Source organism: Bacillus sp. RSS_NA_20, assembly GCF_020165915.1.
In the GTDB taxonomy this organism is placed as follows: Bacteria; Bacillota; Bacilli; order Bacillales; family Bacillaceae; genus Bacillus; species Bacillus altitudinis.
The window spans coordinates 151,575-174,080 of the sequence record NZ_JAIUKW010000005.1 but is presented as its reverse complement, the minus strand read 5'-3'; the positions used below and the strand labels follow the sequence as shown (position 1 = coordinate 174,080).

The window sequence follows — 22,506 nt, the reverse complement described above, 5'->3', positions numbered from 1 at the left end:
AATATTGAGGAGAACCATGCACAATCATCATTTTCTTATTGACAACAATCTGAAAGAATTAACGGAGCATTCAACCACCACATGGCCTATTGCTCTATATCATACAAAGATTCGTGATCATATGAGCGGATATATCCCTCTTCATTGGCACGACGAATTTCAATTCGTCTTTATTTTGGAGGGAGAGGCTGAGTTTCACATTAACGAGAAGATATTGAACATTCAGCAAGGAGATGGTGTATTCATCAACAGTGGCTGTTTACACATGGCAAAGGATGCAAATGGGACGACATGTACTTATATTTGTTTAAACGTTTCACCTCACTTCATCACAACCAATGAGTTATTCACCACGTTCGTTCATCCATATATGCATGCAAGTCAAACACCTTTTATTTTATTCAACCGAAAAGACGGATGGCCAAACCAAATCTATCAATGTATACAAATCATTCAACGATTAATCGAACAAACTCCGGCATATTATGAACTCGAACTTAATATACAGCTCATCACGATTTGGAAATGCCTTTTACAAAATCGTTTTCAACTGACATATGATGTACGTAAGCACGATAGAAATGAACGTATGAAACATATGCTGAATTGGATTCATGAACATTATCATGAAAAGGTTCTTCTTCAAGATATCGCTCGTGAAGGACAATTAAGCCGCTCTGAATGCTGTAGATATTTCAATGATATTTTAAAGAAATCTCCTATACATTATGTGAATGAATATCGAATTCAACAAAGCCTCATTTTGCTTCAAAAGACGGACTTAAACATAACAGAAATCGCCTACCAAGTTGGCTTCAGCAGCACTAGCTATTTTATTAGTATTTTTAAAAGAATAAAAAATACAACACCTTTATCATATAGAAAATCAAAGGCATCGTTTACATCCAACTGAAACGCCTAGTTGGAAAGGATACCGGATAAATGATGATGCTCTTGCTAAGAAGGATTCATTCATTGTTCTTCTTCACGTTTCAGAATCATCATGAATGGCTATTGTAAATAAGAGTGATGAAAATCTAATGCTTTTTACAATAAGTCTATTTGCAATTTACTAATAAAAACGTATAATTTATACTAAGCACAGGAAGACGAAAGACAAAGGAGAGAAAAAATGGACGATTATGCTCATACTAAAGACATAGAACCTACAGCAGAAAACATCGCAAAAGCCATTTATACTGTTAACCGCCATGCTAAAACCGCACCAAATCCCAAGTTTCTTTATCTTTTGAAAAAACGTGCGCTGCAAAAACTATTGCAAGAAGGTAAAGGAAGAAAAGTGGGCCTACATTTCTCTAACAATCCCAGATATAGTCAACAACAGTCCGACGTGCTGATTGAAATTGGAGATTATTATTTTCATCTGCCACCAACTAAAGAAGACTTCGAATTTTTGCCACACTTAGGAAATTTAAATCAATCATATCGCAATCCGAAAGCGAATATGTCATTAAATCGAGCGAAACAAATACTTCAAACGTATGTCGGTTTAAAAGAAAAACCTGCCGCCACAAAACAAAAATCACATTATACAAAACCCGTCTTCAAACGGCTCGGGGAAAGTTATTTTTAAACAGAAAAACCACTCAAAGCGAGTGGTTTTTCTGTTTATGGACAAAGGGCTAAAATATTGTTTATTTTAGCTCTTTGTCTTCTTTTCTTTAGATAATAAAATGATCTACTTTTTCAATCAGCTGATGAATTTCTGGTTTACTAATTTGATCATCTGCACCGATGGTTTCCCCTTTATGACGCAGATCGTCCGTAATTAATGAAGAGAAAATGAGAATTGGAATGGACTGTGTTAAAGGATTGTCCTTCAGCAGCTTTGTTAATCGATGTCCATCCATTTTTGGCATTTCTATATCTGTAATAATCATATCAATTTCTTCTGTCACACTAATGCCTTTACTGACAAGATCCATGACATGGTCATATGCTTGTTTTCCATCTTCAAAGGTCACAATGTTTTTATAGCCTGCCTCGGTTAATTCATTTGTTAATAAGCGCATAAGAAGCGGAGAATCTTCAACAACATACAGCTTCTTCCCTGTTCTTCTCTCGTCTTTCTCACCGTCAAACATATGATATGTGTCTACACCAGATGCGGATTCAATATCATAGATGATTTTTTCGTAATCTGGAAGGAAAATCATTTTCTCGTCAAGCTTGATGATCCCTGTTAAATGACGGTCCATTCCTTGATTGAGTGCAGTTGGTTTTTCAATCTCTTCCCAGCTGACGCGGTGAATTTGTGATACCGTTCCTGTATGGAACACAAATTTCCGTTGGTTGAATTCAGTCACAATGTATTTCTCTTGTTCTGACTGATCTGACTCGACATTAAAAAAGGAAAATAGATTGATGACTGGTAAAATCTCGCCTCGTAAACTAATCATCCCTTCTACATCTTGGTGAGAGTGCGGTACAACTGTCACCTCAACTGGCTGAATAATTTCTCTTACTTTCATGACGTTAATGCCGAATTGATTTGAACCAATTTCAAACTTCACAATTTCCAATTCATTAGTACCAGAGTCAAGTAAAATTTCTTGTTTGTTTAAAGCCACGGAAATCCCTCTATTCTTCAATATAAGATTGTACTTTTTATATCGGCAGCATGGGTAAAAAGTTGACGTTTCTTTACGCTTTCTCTCGCACGAATTGATGAATCACAAGTCCTATGGCTGCAAGGATGAGCAAAGACCCTAATGCAAGACGGCTTGCGAGATTCCCATGTGCTGCAAATAGCAGTGTGACGGAGCCATAAATGATGGGACCAACAATTGAAGACACCTTTCCCGAAAACGCAAAGAGACCAAAAAATTGCCCTCGTTTTTCTTTAGGCGTCAGCTCAATAATGAGGATTCGTGATGATCCCCAGCTCGCGCCAAGTGAAATGCCGAATAAACTGCCTGCTACCCAGAAGACCCATTCCGTTGTCGCTGTCACAGCTAGAATGAGCGCCACAATTAAAATGACATACACGACTGTAATCGAGCGCTTTGCCCCGATGGCCTTTGTGACATATCCGAATAGAAACGAGCCAATGATACTTGAAATCGTGGACACAAGATACAGCAAAATAAATTGACCTGCGGTAAAACCAATGATAATTTTTGCATAAACAGCCATCATCGCAATCGCTGTCTGCAACGCATCATTCATAAAAAAGAAAGCGATCATAAAAATAAAGGCCGGTTTGTACTGCTTCATCTCTTTAAATGTACGAATAATCTCTTTATACCCGCTGAAAAAAGACGACTTTTTCTCTTGCTGCGGGAGAGGTTGAGAATCTTTTATAATAAAGAGAAAGGGCAGAAAAAAGAGAAAGAATAAAAGGGCTGTCGGAATAAATGCTTCATGAAACTGGTCATTTCCTACAAGTAAATAAACAGAAAGGCCGACAAGTGTACCTAAATAGCCGACAGCAATACCGAATCCAGAAATGAGGGGGATTTCATCCTTTGTCCCAAGATCGGGCAAAATGGTGTCATAAAAAACAAGACTAGAGTGATAGAAAAATTTGGCGATGACGAACAAGGTAACCACCACCAATAAGGAGACAGGAAGACCAAACCATTCGCTTGAGAAATCAATCCCAGCAAAGATCCCCATCATAAAGGTACAGGTAATACAAATCAGGGTAAACACCGTGATATACCGCTTCTTTTTCCCTGTACGATCAATCAGCACACCATATAAAGGCGTAAAAATGACGAGGAAAAAGCTTGCAAGTGCGTTCGCATAAGAAATAAATGTACTGGCGATTTGATCCATCCTCGCACTGTCGCCTATCGTCTCCTGCAAGTAAAATGGGAAGAAAATGGTGATCATATTCGATGAAAATATCGTATTTGCAAAATCATACAATGCCCAGGCCAAAACAGGTGCTGTGAAAAAGAGCCCGAAGCTTGCCCCTTTTTTCTGAACAGTCATTTTCCCTCTTTTCAATAGATTGACTCCCTTCTCTGCTTTTATTTTCACTATCATTCTACTTTATGTGACGTTTCCCTCTTCCATACAAGCAATCTATACAAAAAGCACCCCTTACTATTTAGCAGAGGTGCTTCTCTTCATTATTTCTTTACGACAATGGTACTTGCAATCAAGTCGTGAAGTGCTTGTTTTTTTTCTGTGAAAAACGCAATGATGTAGCCAATGAATAAGATTGGAGACAAAAAGCCTTTTGCAAAAAAGCGGCCTGTCGCGCGCCCGAATGTTATTTTTCCACCCGTTACTTTTGTCACTTTGATGCCAAGAGCCATCTTGCCAAGAGTTCCTTGCAACTTTGATGATTCCATGATCGCATAATAAAGCCAAGTCACCGCGATACCGATTAAGGTCGTTACGCCATAGAAAAAGAGAAGGCCCACAATGACTGCCCATTCTTCATCCGTGATCACCGTTGAAGAATAGTAATAGCTATCATCATACATTAAAAATGCCGCCTCAGGGCTTGAGACAAAAAAGAGTGTTGCGAGAATAAATACAATGATTGAAAATGGTACACTAATAATGACACCGTCTAAAAGATGAGCAAGAAAACGATAACCTACTCCAGCTAGTTCAGGATGTTTTTCTTCTTGAATAGGTGCTTCTGACATGTTTGTTTCCATCCTATTTCTCCTTTATTATGTATGTTTTCTATAAATTTCTTATAATCATTCGTTATTATATCTTATGAATATCGCAAGATCAATGGAGCTTTACATTTTTACATGAATTTTAGATCATTTTTCAATGATGATTTATGTGAATAAATACTGAAAATTCACGAAAATTATGGCACATCTAGTTCTTTCAACGCCTGATTTTTTAACATTTTGTGATATTTTCCTCTCATTTCGATTCTTCTGTTGACAATCACGTTTCACATGGTACAATAGTCAAGGATTTTTTAAAGAAAGGTGTTCATGATGGGAACTGTCGTACTATTAAAGAACAACGAAATGACTGTGATTGAAGATATTTGCGAAGCTGATTTTTTAGATATGAAACATGGTTTATCTAATGAAGATGCTGCTTATATCTCTTGGTATGAAGATTACGATACTGCTTATGGATATTGATTTCATTTCATAGATGAAGCGTAAAAAAAGCGATACAACCTTCAAAGAGGTGGTATCGCCTTTTTTACGTTTGTGTGCTTCTTTCACTTTCAGGTTCTACATGAATAAAGATTTGTGCATGCGGAAACGCCTGCTGAATGTTCTCTTCAATTCGATCACATAATTGGTGAACATCTTCAATGGTTGTTTTTCCATGAACAATCAAATGAAAATCAATATATTCTTCAGCACCGGATCGTCTTGTTCGAAAGTCATGATATTCAATAAATTCTTGGCTGAATGTTTGAATGATGGCCTCTATTGCTTGTTCTTCTTCCGGGGTTAACCGGGCGTCGACAAGCGGCGGGAAGGCTTCCTTCATGAGTTTAAACGCTTCACGCATAATATAGAGCGCTAGCACCATTCCAATAATCGGATCGAGGAAATACCAGTCCGTTAATGCAACAAGCAATAAACTAATGGCAACCCCTAGTGACGTAAACACATCTGTTAAAAGATGCAGTGCATTCGATTTCATGGCAACAGAATGTACTCGCTCTGCCTCTTTGTTCACAACTCTCGACACAACAAAATTGATAAGTGCGCCGATTAGCATGACCACAATACCAAGTACCGGCAGTTTAACAGGCTCAGGATGCATTAATTTATGAACACATTCATAAATGATCCAAATCCCAGCAACAAAAATCAACAAAGTTTCAATCGTTCCAGAAATATTCTCAACTTTCCCATGTCCATAAGGATGTTTTGAATCTGCCGGCTTTCTTGAAATACGAACAGAGATAAATGCAATAAAAGAGGCCATTAAATCGAGAAAAGAGTGAATGGCTTCTGATAAAACCGCAACAGATCCAGTTAACACCCCTACAATGATTTTAAGGACCACAACAAACGTATTACTCATGACGGATAAAAAGGCTATTTTCGATGTCTTTGCTGATTGATCCATCTATTATCGTCCTCCTTCAGGAGATCGTATGCCTGTGAAAGCAATTCCCATGACTTGATTCTCTCGTTCTTTCAGTTTATACCGTTTTGCCTTATTCTAATCATCTTAAGCAGAGCTGTATTTTCCGAGCAGGTTACGCTATAATAAATGTTGCTCTTTCTTCATCTATCACTCATGCTGTGATGGATAGGAGAATAGACTACATATAACGATATCCGAAGCCTTTCCGCAGGTGACATTTATGCAGTGAATGGTAAAATAGGATAAAACCATAAATTTTTAAGGTGATGAGAAATGGAGCATTTGCTGAATCCAAGAGTAAAGGATATTGAAATTTCAGGCATTCGAACATTTTCAAATCTCGTATCTTCATATGAGGATGTCGTTTCATTGACCATAGGTCAGCCCGATTTTTATACGCCGCATCATGTCAAAACAGCTGCCAAAACAGCCATTGACGAGAATTTCACCTCGTATACTCATAACGCTGGATTTTTAGAGCTAAGACAAGCGATCCAGCAATACATCAAAAAGAAAGTCCATCTTGATTATGATGCAGAGACAGAAATCATTGTGACAACAGGTGCGAGTCAAGCAATTGATGCTGCGTTTCGAACCATTTTGACTGAAGGCGATGAGGTCATCCTGCCCGGCCCTGTGTACCCTGGCTATGAACCGATCATTCGGATGTGCGGTGCGGTGCCCGTGCATATCGACACAACAAATGCCGGTTTTAAATTAAATGCCAAGCTGATTGAAGATGCATTAACGGAAAAGACAAAGTGTGTTGTCCTTCCATACCCTTCAAATCCAACTGGGGTCACGCTATTAGAAGAAGAATTGAAAGAAATTGCACAGCTTCTTGAAGGAAAGGATATTTTTATTCTATCTGATGAAATTTATAGTGAGCTGACATTTGATCGTCCACATCATTCCATTGCTTCTTTCTTAAAGGAACAGACGATTGTCATCAATGGACTGTCAAAATCTCATAGCATGACCGGATGGAGAATCGGCTTTTTATTTGCTTCCGCTCCTATTGCTAAACATGTATTAAAAGTACATCAATATAACGTGTCTTGTGCCTCGGCTATCTCACAAAAGGCGGCACTTGAAGCAGTGACAAATGGTGTGGATGATGCACTGATCATGAGAGAGCAATATAAGAAAAGACTCGACTATGTATATGATCGACTCATTTCTATGGGGCTTCCGGTCATTAAGCCTTCCGGCGCTTTTTATATTTTCCCTTCCATTGAATCGTTTGGGATGAGTTCATTTGATTTTTGCATGGAGTTGTTAGAAAGTACAAAACTTGCGGTCGTACCTGGTTCTGCTTTCTCTTCACTCGGAGAAGGATATGTGCGCCTTTCCTATGCATATTCACTTGAAACGTTAAAAGAAGGACTTGACCGTCTCGAACAATTTGTTCTTGAAAAGCGTTCCATACAGTCAACAGACGGATGAAACAACGGCTCTCTTGCCGTTGTTTTTATTTTGCGGGAAACATGATGTGAAACACAGTCCCTTTCTCTGGGTGGCTATCTACCCGGATGGTTCCGTTGTGATTTTCTAAAATATTAAATGTCACCATGAGCCCAAGCCCTGTTCCCTTTTCTTTTGTCGTTAAAAAAGGTTCACCGATCCGCTTCATGACCGATTCAGGAATACCAATTCCTTCATCTCTAATCGTGACAAGTATCCCTTCTTTTTCGGCTTTGGCGGTAATGTCTACCTTCCCTCCGTCTGGCATGGATTCGACGGCATTTTTGATTAAATTGATAAACACCTGCTTCAGCTGGTTTTGATCCCCATTCATCAGGAGATCCTCCTCAATATCACTTGTGTTCATCAAAATTCCATTTAAGTTGGCCTGTGTTTCTAGCAGAGCGGTGACTTCGCTAATGATTTTTTTCAAATCAAGCGTCTGCATGGATGCCGTTTGCTGCGGCTTTGCAAGCATTAGTAGCTCACTTAAGATGATTTCAATCCGGCTCAGCTCAGAGAAGACAATTTCAAAATATTGATCACGGTCTTTTGTTTTTGGTTTAATGAGCTGTAAAAAGCCCTTAATCGCCGTCAGTGGATTCCTTATTTCATGTGCAATGCCTGCTGCCAATTGACCTGCGATTGATAATTTTTCAGAGCGCAGCATGAGTTCTTCTGTTTGTTTTCGTTCAGATATATCTCTTAAAATAATTTGAACGGCTGTTTCACCAAAAAATGTGGTAGGGATACAAACCATTTCTGTATAAATCAACCGGTGTTTAAACGTATGGCAGCTCATCGTCACAATCTCAGAATCTGATGCTCTTTCGATAATACGTGATATGCTCTTTTTGACTTTTTGCTGATCACATGAATGGATTTGATGAAAGATATCTTTTCCGATTAATTTATCGTAATGTTCGGCTTCAAATAATTTAATACCTGATTCATTCATAAATACCCATTTATGATCGTGGATGACGGCGATGGTATCAATGGAATTTTGGATAAGCAGCTGATACCGCTCTCTACTTTTTTGAAGAACGGTTTGAAATTTTTTACGGGAAGAGATGTCCACTAATAGTAAAAGTTCTGCCCGTTGATTTTGATAAATTGCCGGAGATGACTTCACTTCAATATGAATCATGCTCCCGTCTTTCCTTTTCCATATTTGTTCAATCATTCCGACTGGAAGGCCTTGCTGCAGTCTTTTGATTCGGCTTCTCACAATGTCATGGTACTCCTCGGCAATAAAATCAAACGCAGACTTGCCGATCATTTCATCTTTTGTACATACACCCATTAATTGCAGCATCGCATCGTTGGCATACACAATTTTCCCAAGTGCCGTAATACATAACGGATTTGGCAGCATGGCAATCAGATTTTCAGCTTCACTGACATCTTGGAAAGCCGGTAGACTGCCTAACGACTGTTCTGACACTTCTGTTGGTTGAAATACTGCTTTTTGAGGCTCTGTATTCATTACCCTCATTTTCAGGATCATTTCTCTACTCAAATCGTTGTCTAACCCATCACAAGCAACAAAATCAATGCTTGCTTCTACCCATACAGCTGTAAGATCACTTCTAAGCAGTCTAAAGTGGCAAATCTCTAGCATGTGCTGATTATAGAAATAACTTTCGACGAGAAATTGATCTTCGGTATGAACAAAGTCTTTCAAAAAACACCCTAGTAAATCCTTTTGTTCATAGAGCAAAAGCTGCTTACAATTGGAAGAAATGTAGAGAAAGCGGCCATTAGAAGAAAGAACGGCATGTAAATCAATATTCGAGTACAGCTGATTCGAATCTTTCATTTTTTGTTCCATCGTCGTCCGACCCTCCTTTAATTTTTTTAGGGTTGTCCTTAGTTTGATGTATAAAAAGGATTCGCTAGAAAAACCGTATTTTCCTCCCAATCTCGTGTGAAACGTCCATATTTTCAGCAAAAAGGGAGCACTTTCTCTTGCTGTGCTCCCTGCTGTTTATTGCTTTTCATATTTCTTTTGTAATTCAACGTACTTATCAACAATTTTACTTGGAATGGTTTTAATGACAGGATCTTTATCTGATACATACGGTGTGACGACACTAAATGCCACTTTCGGATTGGAAGAAGGATAATATCCTCCAAAGGTTAAATTGTACGTGGCATTCCCCCACCAGCTCCGGTTGGCACCATAGTAGAAGGTTTGGGCTGTACCCGTTTTCCCTGCGACATCATGCTGACCGAACCGGCCAGCGGCAGTCCCGCCTGTTGATGTGACCATTTTTAGTCCCATTTTGACGCGGTCGATATCTGCTTTCGAGTTGTTAATGGTGTTCAGCACCTTCGGCTCATATTTCTTCACAACAGGGCCTACTTCTTCCTTATTCGTTGGAAAGTGAACACTTTTCACCACTCTTGGCTGAATACGATTACCTCCATTTGCGATGGTCGACATGTATTGTGCGACTTGAAGTGGTGTATATGTGTCATACTGACCAATCGCTTCATCAAGCAAAAGTCCGCCGACTGTCTTAGGATGCGTCTGCATTCCGCTTGATTCCTGCGGCAAATCGATGCCTGTTTTTACGCCAAGACCGAATTGCGCATAGTAGTTTCTCATTTTTTGTAAGTGTTCAGGTCTTGCCGGTAATGGCCCATTCTTTTGGTAGGTGATCCCTGCCATTCTCATCGCTACATGAAACATATAGACGTTTGAACTTTTTTGTAGCGCTCGAAGATCATTAACCCAGCCAAGATTGGTATATGATTTCTTCGGTTTTCCATTTCCCGCAAAATACAGCGGTGTATCCGTATAGGATTGGTTGTGTGACATGCCATCTTGATAACCAGATAGGACAGTAGCTCCTTTGACAACAGAGCCCATTTCATACTGTGTCGTAAATGTTCCGATCGCATAATCTGTGACGTCCCTGCCGTCCATTTTCTTCCCTGACATCGCGAGAACATCACCTGTGTTAGGGTCCATCATCACAACAAAGGCACGGTCCATCATATAGTTTCTTGCACTAGCGGATCTTAGCTCTGATTCAACGATTTTGTCGACTTCCTTTTGCAGCTCCATATCAAATGTGAGTGCAAGGTCAAGTCCTCTTCGTCCTTCTGTCCGCTTGATTTCATCAAGCAGTTTGCCGCCGACCTGTGTATATTGAACAGTTGCTTTTTCTGGATTGAGAAAATCCTCATATTGATATTCTAAATAACTTTTTCCTACTCGGTCATTTCTCGAGTAACCTCTTGCCATATAGTAATCTTCACGCTCTTTTATAATACCTTGCTCTGGGGTGGTGACACCGCCAAGGACATTATAGAGGGTTTTTTCATACGGATATTTCCTTGTCCAGTCATTGATGACATTTACACCAGGCAGTTCATCAAGATGCTCTGATACAAGTGAGATCTCTTCGTATGTCAAACTTACGGATGATGTCTGTTTTGATTCTTTTGTTTCATCAAGCAGCGCAACTTTTTCGTCCCCTTTTTTCTCTTCGTTCGGGTCCATCGCTTTCACGATTTGAGGTTCAAAGGCATATCCGCCTGTAAACCTGCGATAGATCGCTGCAACTGCTTTTTCCTCTGCATCTTTTTCGATCGCCTTGACTTCTTTCTTAGGCACACGCTCTACTTGAAGTGGATAGACATCTTTTGATTTAAGATTCTTTTGCTCTGCTTTTGAAATGAGCTTATCCGCTTCTTCCGGATGGCTGGCCAGCCAAAAATCTCGAATGTCACGCTCTCTCAAAAAATCTGTATCCATTTTTATATAAGTCGCAAGTTTTCTTGCTACTTTAATCTTATCCTCCGCTTTCACACCGCTTTCTGATGTATAAACGATGGCAGGTACACTTTCGTTATCAACAACGACTCTTCCTCTCGCGTCATACATTTTTCCTCTTGGAGACGGGTATGATGCTGTTTTGACCTCAGTTCGGTTGGCTTGCTTTTTATAATCCTCACCATTGACGATTTGCAGCACACCGAGCTTGATGACAAGTCCAGCAAATAAACTAAATACAGCGAAGAAAAAGAGATTAATTCTCCAGGCGTTCCGGCGCTTCATTTTTTTCTGCTCGGCAGCACCTTGATGCTGTTTCTCTCCCACTTATGTAGCTCCTCTCATCCTTTCAATCTTTTACAATTACCACTCATTATTGTAACACTTTTGTAATAGTTGTTACAGCGAAACAAGTGAAAAAAAGCTGTCAATCCCTATTCTGCAAAAAAATATACTAACACTTTAAAATATTGGTATGTTTATGTCGTTTTCTTTAAATAGAAAGATTCTCCATTCATTGATATGAGGAGATTCTTTCTATGACTTTAACAAAAATGACAAATGGGCGTTGTCAATGGAGGATGCTGGTACGTTTATAACAAAAAGTCCATGTTATGATTTTCTGTGAGAAAACAAAACAAAGATTTTAGGAGGAGTTACAAAATGAAAAAGAAATCATTCATTTTTTCAGCGCTGACAGCTGCTGCATTGATCACGTTCACTGGAGGGCATTCAGCTGATGCGAAAGAGCCTAACCTGAAACAAGTCATAAACGTACAGCATCAAGCCATTGATCTTCATACATTAGCTGCAAAATTACATATCTCTTCAGATGTAAACAAGCTAAGCACTTCAAATCAAAAAGAGATCGAAGCTCTATTAAACAAGCTGATCAAAAGTGGTCAACCTGTTACTGGTACAAAAGTGGTGAAAGAAGTAAACAAAGCAAAAAATGAGCAAAAACAAGAATCAGTGAAAAAACCAGCTACTTCTAAACCAAGCACACCAGCAAAAGAAAACACAACGAACAACAGCTCAAAATCTGATCAAAAAGACACAACTGCAACAAAAGCAGACAGCAGCTTAAATGCATTTGAACAAGAAGTGGTTGAGCTGACAAATAAAGAGCGTGCAAAACAAGGCTTAAAAGCTCTTTCTGTTGATTCTAAATTAAGCAAATCTGCTCGCGCTAAATCACAAGATATGAAAGATAAAAACTATTTCTCTCATACAAGCCCAACTTACGGATCTCCATTTGATCAAATGAAGCAATTTGGTATCACGTACAAAACAGCAGGTGAAAACATTGCGCAAGGTCAAAGATCACCTCAAGAAGTAGTAACAGCTTGGATGAACAGTGAAGGTCACAGAGCGAACATTTTAAACAAAAACTATACACATATCGGTGTAGGTTATGTGAAATCTGGTAACTACTGGACGCAGCAATTCATCGGAAAATAAGATCAAAAAAACCTGTCTCTATTCGGGACAGGTTTTTAGTTTGTCTTCTTTTTTCAGCCATGTGAGGGCTTGTTTACACGCTACAAACTGTTCCACCTAGGCGGGGCAGTTTTTTTATTTCACCCATAATTTATAGATGCTTTGTGTTCCGCTGTTTTCTTCGCCCTGTTCGCTGAGCTTTTCATATAATGACTTCGCTAGTGAAAGGCCTGGCATCTCTTCTCCCATCAGCTCTGCTTCTTCAAGTGCAATGCCCATATCCTTAATAAAATGCTTCACATAAAATCCTGGCTCGAAATCACCTTTCAGCATTCTTGGTGCAAGGTTTGACAAAGACCAGCTGCCGGCTGCTCCTGTTGTGATGCTTTTAAGTACCTGCTCTGGATCAAGTCCTGATTTTTCAGCATAAGCCATTGCCTCAGCCACACCTACCATCCCTGCTGCGATAGCGATTTGGTTACACATTTTTGTATGCTGACCACTTCCTGCAGGTCCTTGATATTGAATATTTTCTCCCATTTGCTGAAATAGCGGCAGGCACGCTTCATAGGCTGCTTTTTCTCCACCAATCATAATGGCAAGCGTGCCATTTTTGGCTCCTACGTCTCCGCCAGAGACCGGCGCATCTAATGCAAATAGTCCTTTTTCCTTCGCTTTCGCTTCAATTTCTTTTGCCAGCTGAGGTTTCGATGTGGTCATATCAATGAGGTATGTACCAGGCGCAGCATGTGCCACGAGTCCACCTTCTGCTAAATAGACTTCTTCTACATCTGATGGATACCCGACCATTGTGATGACGGCATCTGCCTCCTTTGCGATCTCCTTTACGGTCGATTTCCAAAGAGCACCTTTTTGAATCAATGTGTCTGCCTTTGCTTTTGTTCTTGTATAAACGAGAACTTCGTAGCCAGCATTCATTAAATGCCCTGCCATACTACGTCCCATTACACCGATTCCAATAAAACCAACTGTTTTGATTTGTGCCATCAAGAATTCCTCCTTATAGAGACTTTGTCAATCCACCATCAATGATGAGGGTTTGACCTGTCATATATGTATTGGCTTCAGATAAAAGAAAAGCCGCATATGCTGCAAATTCCTCTGGCTGTCCGTAACGGCCCAGCGGAATCATACGTTCAGCTTGTGCTTTGATCTCTTCAACCGATTGTTGCTCCTCTTGTGCACGGTGTTTGTCCAACTGTTTCACGCGCTCTGTTTCAATTTTCCCCGGGGCTAAGGTATTGATCAAAATACCATCTTTGGCAAGCTCCTGGGCAGCTGTTTTTGTCCAGCCGGTAATGGCCGGTCTAAATGTATTTGACAGCATCAAGCCTGGGATCGGTTCTTTGACCGACATAGATGCAATATTTAACACGCGTGCACCTTGTTTTTTTAAATACGGCAAGGCTTCTTTTAATAACCGAATATAGCTGAGTAAATGAAGCTGAAATGATTCCATCCAATCTTCATCTGTTAAGGTTTCAAGTGTTCCTGTTTGAGGACCGCCTGTATTGTTCACGAGTATATCAAGACGTTTTTCATCACCTGCTGCTGCGACGACAAGCGCTTTAATTTGCTCGGCGTCAGATACATCACATACTTGATACGTCAGCTTCCCTTTTACAAGCGGGGATAATTCTTTGACCGCTTCTTGCAGCGTTTGCTCATGTCTTCCCGAGAGCATCACATCTGCTCCCTCTTTTGCAAGATGAAAGGCAATGGCTTTACCGATACCCTGACTGCTTGCTGCGACCAATGCTTTTTTGCCAGATAGATTAACATGCATGTTGGCACCCTCCTCTGTTCATATTTTATCATACAAAAAGAACCTTGCTCACATGGCAAGGTTCTTTTCTGCAAGATTATAGTTTAAACCGATTGACTGCCTGACGCAGTGCCTGACTTGATTCGTTCAACATTTCTGTTGAAGTTTTCGTTCTTTCTAAAGCTTGTACTTGTTCGTCTGTGGAAGCATGTACTTCCTCAGCTGAAGCGGCGGATTCTTGTGAAATGGCCGCAATACTTTGAATGGAATCATTCATTTTCTGCTGTTCTTCAGTCATTTCATTTATTTGTGTATGAATGCTGTCAATGGAGCCGACAAGTGCCTGCATTTCCATTGTGATACTGCTGAGTGCTTCTCCTGTTGAATTGATGGCATCACCTTGTTCTTCATTCATTTTGCTTGCTGCTGTCATCGCTTCAGCTGCCTTTTTCGATTCATCTTGAATGAGTTTTACGGTTTCACTAATATGTTTCGTTGATTCTGCAGATTGTTCAGCCAGCTTTCTGACTTCTTCTGCAACAACAGCAAATCCTCTTCCGCTTTCTCCTGCTCTCGCTGCTTCAATACTTGCATTCAGTGCGAGTAAATTCGTTTGATCTGAGATTTCAGAAATCGCTGTTACGACGTTTTCAATATTTTTTGTTTTATGCTCAAGGTCAAGCAGCATTTGCTCTACCTTCTTCGATTCTTCATTCGCTTGTGTTGATTTTTGGACGAGCAGACCAAGAGCATCAAGTCCTCTATAGCTTGCATCTTCCGATGATTTTGAATTGGTTTGCATTTGCGTGGCAAGCTCACCCATATGACGAACTTTTTCATACAAATGCTCTGATTTTTCATTAATGGTTTCCGCTTCTGATGCTTGTTTCGTCGCTCCTACAGCGACCTCTTGAATAGCCGTTGCAATCTGTTCACTAGACAGCAAGGTCTCGTTTGAAATTTGGGTCACTTCATCCGTTGATTTCACAACCTGATCTGAAGACTCTTTCACTTTTTCAATTAAGTCCCTGATACCTTCAGTCATTTGATTAAAGCTTTTCGTCAGGAAACCTATCTCATCCTGAGACTTCGACTCAAGCGAGCTGGTTAAATCGCCTTCAGACACTTTACGAACATGCTCGATGAGGCGTTTAATTGGTGTTGTAATGCTTCTAGCCAATAAGTAGCTTAGAATCATGGCAAGTATAATGGCAATGACAGAAATAATGATACTTGTCTGATTCATTTGTTCAGTGATCCAAAGAAGTTTCTTTTTCTCGAAGCTCACACCGATCGTCCAGTTTGCCTCTTTAATTTTTGAGATGACGGTCAGCTGTTTGTCATTATCAATACCCGAGTTATCGATCGCTTTTTTCACAGAAGCGACTTTTGAGATATTTTTTCCTTGCTCTGTTGGATGTGCCAAAATGGTCCCTGTGCCGTCAACTAAGAAAGCCGTTCCCATGTAAGGAATCTTTTGTTCATTTATAAAGGACTGAATGGAAGCCAGTTTCAAGTCAAGTCCAGCGACACCGACTACTTTCCCATTTCGTACGATCGCCTTCGTGGCTGAAACGACCATTTCACTTGTTGCTTTATCAATGTACGGATCTGTCCATAGGACTTCGTCAGGCTTTTCAGCCGCTTGAATATACCAGTCTCGTTTAGACGGATCATACCCTTCACCAAAATCGGACTCCGGGAAAGCAAACATTTTACCATCACTTGTTCCTATATAGGCAAGCGAGATGAGTTCATCCTGCTCCTGCAATCCTTTTAATTCATCGTTTTCAAATGCCAATGTCTGCTTTGTTTGTTTTTGTGCAAATTCTTCAGTAAGTGTACTTGTTGCCAATTGGTTAATCGTATCACCGTAATTCTCAAGCTTTAGTGCTATGATGTCTCTCATGCTTTCTGCCGTTGCTGATGTCGTTGTTTTCGCATCTCGTTCAATCAGTGGTCTTAATACTAAATTGGAACCCACTTGAACTGCGACAACGGTTAAAATTAAAATAACTGAGATGAAAACAGCTATTCTCACTTGAAGTTTCTTAAACATCTCATCACCCCTACATCCTACTTTCGCATCTTAATGTGTATATCGGCAAAATTGGTACCGCATTCAATAGTTGTAAGAAAATTTAAATAGAAAAAACAAGCCATAATGACTTGTTTTAAGTAAAATATTCAATTTTTGCAGACGGAAAGTACTGTTCGATATATGATTCTAATGTCTGTCTAAGTTCTTGTTCTTCATCTTTTTGATAGATATATTTTCCAATTCCATATCTACCCCACTTATATCTTCTCTTTTCTTCATCTAGTTCTAGTTTTGTTTTTGGATAGTTTTTTTGGATGACACGCTTCGCCGGTTTTGTAAAACGGTGCTGAATCATTTCAAAGGTGATATCTTGTCTCACTTCTTCAGGGAGAGCTGCATCGAGTTTTTCAAATAAGACTTTATATCCCTCTTGCCACCCTTCATGAATGTAAATAGGGGCAATAATAAAGCCCAGTGGATAGCCTGCTTTTGCTACCTTTACAGCCGCTTCAATCCGCTGATCGAGTGGTGATGTTCCAGGTTCGAAATATTTAATGACATAATCGGCATTGATACTAAAGCGGAATCTTGTTCGCCCATTGTGTTTTGCGTCTAACAAATGGTCTACATGATGAAATTTCGTAACAAAGCGTAGTTTGCCAAGATCGGTTTGACCAAAGTATTCAATCGCTCGTTTGAGTGTGTGAGTCAAATGGTCAATTCCTACGATATCAGATGTACACGAGGCTTCAAATCGCGTGATATCAGGTGCACGCTCGTTCATGTACTGTTCAGCCTGATCTAAGATCTCTTCTACATTGACATATGTGCGAATGTACGGCTTACTCCCCATCGTCGTTTGCAGGTAGCAATAATGGCAATGCCCCATGCATCCTGTCGCAAACGGAATGGCATACTCTGCAGATGGTTTAGATGTATCAAATTTCAAGGTTTTTCTCACGCCGATAACGAGCGTCGATTTTGCATTACGGTACTTTTGTAAATCATTTTTCCCCGGAATATTTCTCACTTGGTTGTGTGAGGTTGTTTCTCTAATTTCAATTCCCATACCTTCAAATTTTTCTTTCAGCTCTTGTCCTAATGGGTACTCTAGCGCCCGAGGTTCAATATACACAAGCTGAGGAACGAACGGTTTGATCATATTTAGCACATCCTTACCTTATAGGTTCATACCGTTACTTTAACCTCTCAGGATGGCTTCTATCCTTTCTAAAATCTCCCTTATTCAAACAGATCTTGATAAAGGGCTACTGCTTCTTCGTATGTTGGAAATACGGCATCATCAGGGGCTAATGGGTGATATGTTTCAAGTAGAAATAGCGCAAGCTCTTGCTCATTGTAAGGATGTGAAACGATTTCCGCTTCTTTAATTTGTGCGACATTGGCTGCATGTGGATTTCGATAAATGACATATACTTGATCACCCGGCTTATAGTTAGAGAAAGACAAACTGGTCACCTCCATTTTTTATGTTAGGATGCCCTTCTCTGCAAGCGATATGACTGATTATGATAAAATTCGACAAAAAAACCAGACAGTTTGACCTGTCTGGTTTACATCACCTAGTTATGTTGAAACGTTTTTTTCACGAAATCAACCACTTCTTCAGTTGTGCTCAGTGATAAGATATGCTCTTTAAATGATGCAGCCTCTTCCTTAGAAAGCTTGCTTAACTGCGTTCTTGCTGGAAGAATCGATGTTGCGCTCATTGAAAATTCATCTAATCCTAATCCAAGTAGGAGCGGGATTGCGATTTCATCTCCTGCCATCTCACCGCACATGCCAACCCATTTACCTTCTTTATGCGCTGCTTCAATCACAAGCGTTATGAGGCGTAAAATAGCTGGATTGTATGGCTGGTAAAGATAAGACACTCGTTCGTTCATTCGATCAGCAGCCATTGTGTATTGAATCAAATCATTTGTTCCAATACTGAAGAAATCTACTTCTTTTGCAAATTGATCTGCGATAACAGCTGTTGATGGAATTTCTACCATCATTCCGATTTCAATTGAATCAGATACTTCTGTACCAGCAGCAACCAATGCTTCTTTTTCTTCAAGTAAAATAGCTTTTGCTTCTCTAAATTCTGATAACGTCGCGATCATAGGGAACATGATTTTCAAGTTTCCATATGTACTTGCACGAAGTAACGCGCGTAGCTGTGTTCTGAAAATCTCCTGCTCTTCAAGGCAAAGGCGGATCGCTCTATAGCCAAGGAACGGGTTCATTTCTTTTGGAAGCTGCAAGTAAGGAAGTTCTTTATCGCCACCAATATCTAGTGTGCGGACAACCACAGCCTTGCCTTCCATCTTCTCTAAAACGGTTTTATACGCATCGAACTGCTCTTCTTCTGTTGGGAGCTGATCTCTGCCCATGTATAAAAATTCTGTACGGTACAATCCAACTGCTTCGCCGCCATTTTCAAGTACACCTTTCACATCTTCAGGTGTTCCAATATTCGCAGCTAACTCTACGTGAACGCCGTCTTTTGTGACCGTTGGTTGGTCAACAAGTTTCGCCCATTCCGCTTTTTGAGCTAAGTAGTCTTCATGCTTTTTTTGATACGCTTTCACTTCATCTTCAGAAGGCTGAATGATGACGTCTCCACTAATACCATCAACAATGATTAGATCATTGTTTTTCACTGTTTTTGTTGCTTCTTTTGTCCCAACAACTGCTGGGATTTCCATTGATCTTGCCATAATCGCTGAGTGAGAAGTACGACCACCGATATCTGTCGCAAAACCTTTGACGAATTGTCTGTTCAGCTGAGCTGTATCAGAAGGTGTTAAATCTTCAGCAATGATAATGACTTCTTCAGAAATCATACTTGGGTTTGGAATGTCAACGCCTAGCAAATGACCAGTGACACGTTTTGTAACGTCGCGAATATCCGCTGCACGCTCCTTCATGTATTCATTGTCCATTGCTTCGAACATCGTGACAAACATTGTTGCTGTTTCTTTTAAAGCAAATTCAGCATTTACTTTATCAGAATTGATTTTATCCTTTACTGGGTTTAGCAGCTCTGGATCACTTAACACAAGAAGGTGTGCAGAAAAGATATCTGCTTTGTCTTGGCCAAGCTCTTTTAGCGCATGTTCTTTAATTGCTTCAAGTTCTTGTTTAGAAACATAAATTGCTTCTTCAAAACGCTTCACTTCTGTCTCTGGATCGTTGATGTCTTTTTGGTGAACTGTTAAATCTGGTTCTTCCAGACGATATGCTTTTGCAATCGCAACGCCTGCTGAAGCACCGATTCCTTTCAGTTGTTGCATTACTCGCCTAGGCCTTCACTTTTCATTGTGTCTTTAAGTGCAGCAAGTGCATCATTTTCATCAGAACCAGAAGCAGAGATTGTGATTGTAGCACCTTTCGCAATTCCTAGAGACATTACACCCATAATAGATTTCAGGTTCACTGTTTTACCATTATATTCTAAGTTGATATCAGCATCATATTTACTAGCAGTTTGTACAAGAACTGTTGCAGGACGTGCGTGAATTCCAGAATCTGCAGTTACTTTGAATGTTTGTTGAGCCATTTTTATCAATCTCCTTTTTATACATTTCATACATCCACAATATTATATCATACTGCCGAGCTTGTCATCTAACAAGAACGGCAGTTATGAAAATTATTTTGAAATTTTCATGATGTTTTCTTGACCAGCTTTGATTTCACCGGATTCTTGAAGGTCAATAAATTGTCCTTCACTTAAGTTTGTAAATACAATTGGTGTCATTAAAGATGGTACTTCTGACTTAATTTTATCAATATCAACCTCTAAAAGTTTTTGACCGATTTCTACTTGGTCTCCCTCTTGTACAAATGCTTCAAATCCTTCTCCTTTGAGGCTGACTGTATCAATACCGAAGTGAATCAAGATTTCAAGTCCACCATCAGACTGGAGGCCGATGGCGTGTTTTGTTGGGAACACATTTAAGATTTTTCCTCTTACTGGTGAAACCACTGTTCCCTCTTTTGGCAAGATAGCAAAACCGTCACCCATCATTTTCCCTGAGAATACTTGATCTGGCACATCTGTAATTGGATGCAGCTCCCCTGTAATTGGTGAAGCAAACGTTTCTTCCCCTTGTTCGTTTTGAAGCGGTTTTGCAATGACTTCTTCAACCTGCTGACTGACTTCTTCTTTTGCAGAAGGATCTTTCGCTGGTCGAGGTGTGCGTCCTGCAATAATGTCTTGCATTTGTGTTTTTAAATTATCAGAGCGTGGTCCAAAGATGGCCTGGATGTTATTCCCTACTTCAAGGACACCTGAAGCGCCAAGCTTTTTCAAGCGGTCTTTATCCACTTTTTTCTGATCATTTACAGTGACACGTAAACGCGTAATACAAGCATCTAGGTGTTTAATGTTTTCTTGGTCACCCATTGCTTCAAGAATTTCATAAGGTAAGTCATCGCCTTTTCCAGATTGAGCGCTGCTTGCACCGTCAGCTGCTTCATCTTCTCGTCCTGGCGTTTTCAGATTAAACTTGCGAATCGCAAATCTGAATCCGAAGTAGTAAATAACAGCCAGTACGAGACCGACTGGAATGACAAGCCACCAAGCGGTTCTATTTGGCAGGATACCAAATAGGAAGAAGTCGATTAACCCTCCTGAGAAGGTCATCCCGATTTTCACGTTTAGAATATCCATTATCATAAAGGATAATCCAGCAAATACACAGTGAATCGCAAATAATATCGGTGCAACAAACAAGAATGAGAATTCAAGCGGTTCAGTGATCCCTGTTAGGAAAGAAGTAAGGGCCGCTGATCCCATAATTCCTGCTACAAGTTTTTTATTCTTAGGTTTTGCTTCATGGTAAATCGCAAGTGCTGCTGCTGGAAGTCCAAACATCATGAACGGATATTTCCCTGTCATGAATGTACCGGCTGTCAGCTGAACACCATCTTTGATTTGCGCCATGAAAATACGCTGGTCACCACGGATAATATCTCCTGATAAGCTCTTATAGCTAAAAAATTCATACCAGAATGGTGCGTAGAATATGTGGTGCAGACCAAACGGAATTAATGACCGTTCAATGACACCGAATACAAAGGCAGCCAGCGGCTCATTCGCTGCAAGCAGTCCTGTTGAAAATGAGTTCAATGCACCTTGGATTGGCGGCCAAATGACGAGCATCAAAAGCCCTAAAATAAGTGCTGAAATCGACGTAACGATTGGAACAAAACGCTTACCAGCAAAGAAGCCAAGATATTGCGGGAGCTCAATTTTGTAAAATTTATTAAACATATAAGCCGCTAATACCCCGACAATAATTCCGCCAAAAACGCCGGTAGACAAGGTCGGTATGCCGAGCATATTCACATATGCTGGATGACTTTCCTTAAAGAACTTAGCCAATTTGACTGAATCGGATGGAATAGAACCGTTGGCCATTAATACGGCGCTCATCGTCACGTTCATGACAAGGTAACCGATGATCGCGGCAATCCCTGCCACACCGTCTCCATTGGCAAGACCGATGGCAACCCCTACAGCAAATAGGAGTGGAAGATTCGAGAAGACAATATTCCCCGCATTCTCCATAACACTAGCAACAAGCTGAATTGTATCATTGCTTAAAAATTGAGCGACATCAATCAACTGCGGATTTTGCATCGCATTTCCGAGTGCTAGTAAAATACCAGCAGCAGGAAGGATCGCAACTGGAAGCATAAGTGCTCGTCCAATTTTTTGCAACACACCAAAAAGTGATTTAAACACTGGTTGAACCTCCTTTTGTTTTCGCTTACAACATACATTTCAATCACATATTGACGTACATTTCATAATTAACCGTTTACATTTCACTTTCAGAACACAAAAAAGGCATGGTGATATAAGGTTGCGCAAATAACAGGATCTTATCCTGTATTTACCTTAAGTCA

General features: G+C 40.1%; 19 protein-coding genes and 1 pseudogene. 5 read left to right on the top strand and 15 right to left on the bottom strand.

Features of this window, described 5'->3' with window-relative positions; all coding sequences use genetic code 11:
- The first annotated feature begins 16 nt into the window (after positions 1-16).
- The gene (locus LCD32_RS06425) at positions 17-913 is read left to right on the top strand and encodes a helix-turn-helix domain-containing protein (protein ID WP_098680880.1); all 897 of its coding nucleotides are present in this window, start codon (positions 17-19) and stop codon (positions 911-913) included.
- A 219-nt stretch (positions 914-1,132) separates the two neighbouring features.
- Entirely contained in the window at positions 1,133-1,594 is a 462-nt protein-coding gene (locus tag LCD32_RS06420; protein ID WP_007498684.1) for a YkyB family protein, read from the top strand.
- 88 nt (positions 1,595-1,682) lie between these two features.
- Here LCD32_RS06420 and LCD32_RS06415 read toward each other — a convergent pair whose 3' ends face one another.
- The 3 genes from LCD32_RS06415 to LCD32_RS06405 all read right to left on the bottom strand — a co-directional run bounded on the left by LCD32_RS06415 (position 1,683) and on the right by LCD32_RS06405 (position 4,640).
- Positions 1,683-2,591 carry a chemotaxis protein gene (locus LCD32_RS06415; protein ID WP_008348035.1) on the bottom strand — a complete coding sequence of 303 codons (909 nt, stop codon included), beginning with the start codon at positions 2,589-2,591 and terminating at the stop codon, positions 1,683-1,685.
- 73 nt (positions 2,592-2,664) lie between these two features.
- A complete protein-coding gene (locus tag LCD32_RS06410) occupies positions 2,665-3,975 on the bottom strand; it encodes an MFS transporter (RefSeq protein ID WP_224563258.1) in 1,311 nt (436 codons plus the stop codon).
- 125 nt (positions 3,976-4,100) lie between these two features.
- Entirely contained in the window at positions 4,101-4,640 is a 540-nt protein-coding gene (locus LCD32_RS06405; protein ID WP_007498690.1) for an RDD family protein, read from the bottom strand.
- A gap of 300 nt (positions 4,641-4,940) precedes the next feature.
- Here LCD32_RS06405 and LCD32_RS06400 point away from each other — a divergent pair, with 300 nt between their 5' ends.
- On the top strand, positions 4,941-5,093 hold the full coding sequence (locus tag LCD32_RS06400) for a hypothetical protein (RefSeq protein ID WP_017367142.1): 153 nt from the start codon (positions 4,941-4,943) through the stop codon (positions 5,091-5,093).
- 64 nt (positions 5,094-5,157) lie between these two features.
- Here LCD32_RS06400 and LCD32_RS06395 read toward each other — a convergent pair whose 3' ends face one another.
- Positions 5,158-6,042, bottom strand: coding sequence for a cation diffusion facilitator family transporter (locus LCD32_RS06395; protein WP_017359428.1), 885 nt, complete (start codon positions 6,040-6,042; stop codon positions 5,158-5,160).
- A gap of 294 nt (positions 6,043-6,336) precedes the next feature.
- Here LCD32_RS06395 and LCD32_RS06390 point away from each other — a divergent pair, with 294 nt between their 5' ends.
- On the top strand, positions 6,337-7,509 hold the full coding sequence (locus LCD32_RS06390) for an aminotransferase A (RefSeq protein WP_019743910.1): 1,173 nt from the start codon (positions 6,337-6,339) through the stop codon (positions 7,507-7,509).
- 25 nt (positions 7,510-7,534) lie between these two features.
- Here the strand turns inward: LCD32_RS06390 and LCD32_RS06385 are convergent, their stop codons facing one another.
- Positions 7,535-9,361 (bottom strand): PAS domain-containing sensor histidine kinase, encoded by a 1,827-nt coding sequence (locus LCD32_RS06385; RefSeq protein WP_019743911.1) that lies wholly within the window; start codon positions 9,359-9,361, stop codon positions 7,535-7,537.
- Positions 9,362-9,517: 156 nt separating this feature from the next.
- Entirely contained in the window at positions 9,518-11,641 is a 2,124-nt protein-coding gene (locus LCD32_RS06380; protein ID WP_224563255.1) for a peptidoglycan D,D-transpeptidase FtsI family protein, read from the bottom strand.
- Between the two features lie 336 nt (positions 11,642-11,977).
- On the opposite strand from LCD32_RS06380, the gene LCD32_RS06375 reads away from it, so the two are divergent.
- A complete protein-coding gene (locus LCD32_RS06375) occupies positions 11,978-12,775 on the top strand; it encodes a CAP domain-containing protein (RefSeq protein WP_224563243.1) in 798 nt (265 codons plus the stop codon).
- Positions 12,776-12,889: 114 nt separating this feature from the next.
- On the opposite strand, the gene LCD32_RS06370 is transcribed toward LCD32_RS06375, so the two are convergent.
- From LCD32_RS06370 to ptsG, 9 genes and pseudogenes are all read right to left on the bottom strand, one after another.
- Positions 12,890-13,762 (bottom strand): NAD(P)-dependent oxidoreductase, encoded by an 873-nt coding sequence (locus LCD32_RS06370; RefSeq protein WP_224563240.1) that lies wholly within the window; start codon positions 13,760-13,762, stop codon positions 12,890-12,892.
- A 13-nt stretch (positions 13,763-13,775) separates the two neighbouring features.
- On the bottom strand, positions 13,776-14,561 hold the full coding sequence (locus tag LCD32_RS06365; RefSeq protein WP_007498705.1) for an SDR family oxidoreductase: 786 nt from the start codon (positions 14,559-14,561) through the stop codon (positions 13,776-13,778).
- Positions 14,562-14,637: 76 nt separating this feature from the next.
- On the bottom strand, positions 14,638-15,585 hold the full coding sequence (locus LCD32_RS19355; RefSeq protein ID WP_370529227.1) for a methyl-accepting chemotaxis protein: 948 nt from the start codon (positions 15,583-15,585) through the stop codon (positions 14,638-14,640).
- Positions 15,577-16,599 (bottom strand): annotated as a pseudogene (locus LCD32_RS19350) (cache domain-containing protein); the annotation flags it as partial. The pseudogene LCD32_RS19350 and the gene LCD32_RS19355, both read right to left, overlap by 9 nt.
- 115 nt (positions 16,600-16,714) lie before the next feature.
- The gene (gene splB, locus LCD32_RS06355; RefSeq protein WP_007498710.1) at positions 16,715-17,743 is read right to left on the bottom strand and encodes a spore photoproduct lyase; all 1,029 of its coding nucleotides are present in this window, start codon (positions 17,741-17,743) and stop codon (positions 16,715-16,717) included.
- 80 nt (positions 17,744-17,823) lie between these two features.
- Positions 17,824-18,066, bottom strand: a complete 243-nt coding sequence (locus LCD32_RS06350) for a transcriptional regulator SplA domain-containing protein (protein ID WP_035700553.1) — start codon at positions 18,064-18,066, stop codon at positions 17,824-17,826.
- Positions 18,067-18,164: 98 nt separating this feature from the next.
- Positions 18,165-19,883, bottom strand: a complete 1,719-nt coding sequence (gene ptsP, locus LCD32_RS06345; RefSeq protein WP_224563237.1) for a phosphoenolpyruvate--protein phosphotransferase — start codon at positions 19,881-19,883, stop codon at positions 18,165-18,167.
- Positions 19,883-20,149: a phosphocarrier protein HPr gene (locus LCD32_RS06340; RefSeq protein WP_003211078.1), complete on the bottom strand. Its 267-nt coding sequence runs from the start codon at positions 20,147-20,149 to the stop codon at positions 19,883-19,885. The genes ptsP and LCD32_RS06340 overlap by 1 nt, the downstream gene beginning before the upstream one ends.
- A gap of 93 nt (positions 20,150-20,242) precedes the next feature.
- Positions 20,243-22,342: a glucose-specific PTS transporter subunit IIBC gene (ptsG, locus tag LCD32_RS06335; RefSeq protein ID WP_073414319.1), complete on the bottom strand. Its 2,100-nt coding sequence runs from the start codon at positions 22,340-22,342 to the stop codon at positions 20,243-20,245.
- Positions 22,343-22,506 lie beyond the last annotated feature (164 nt).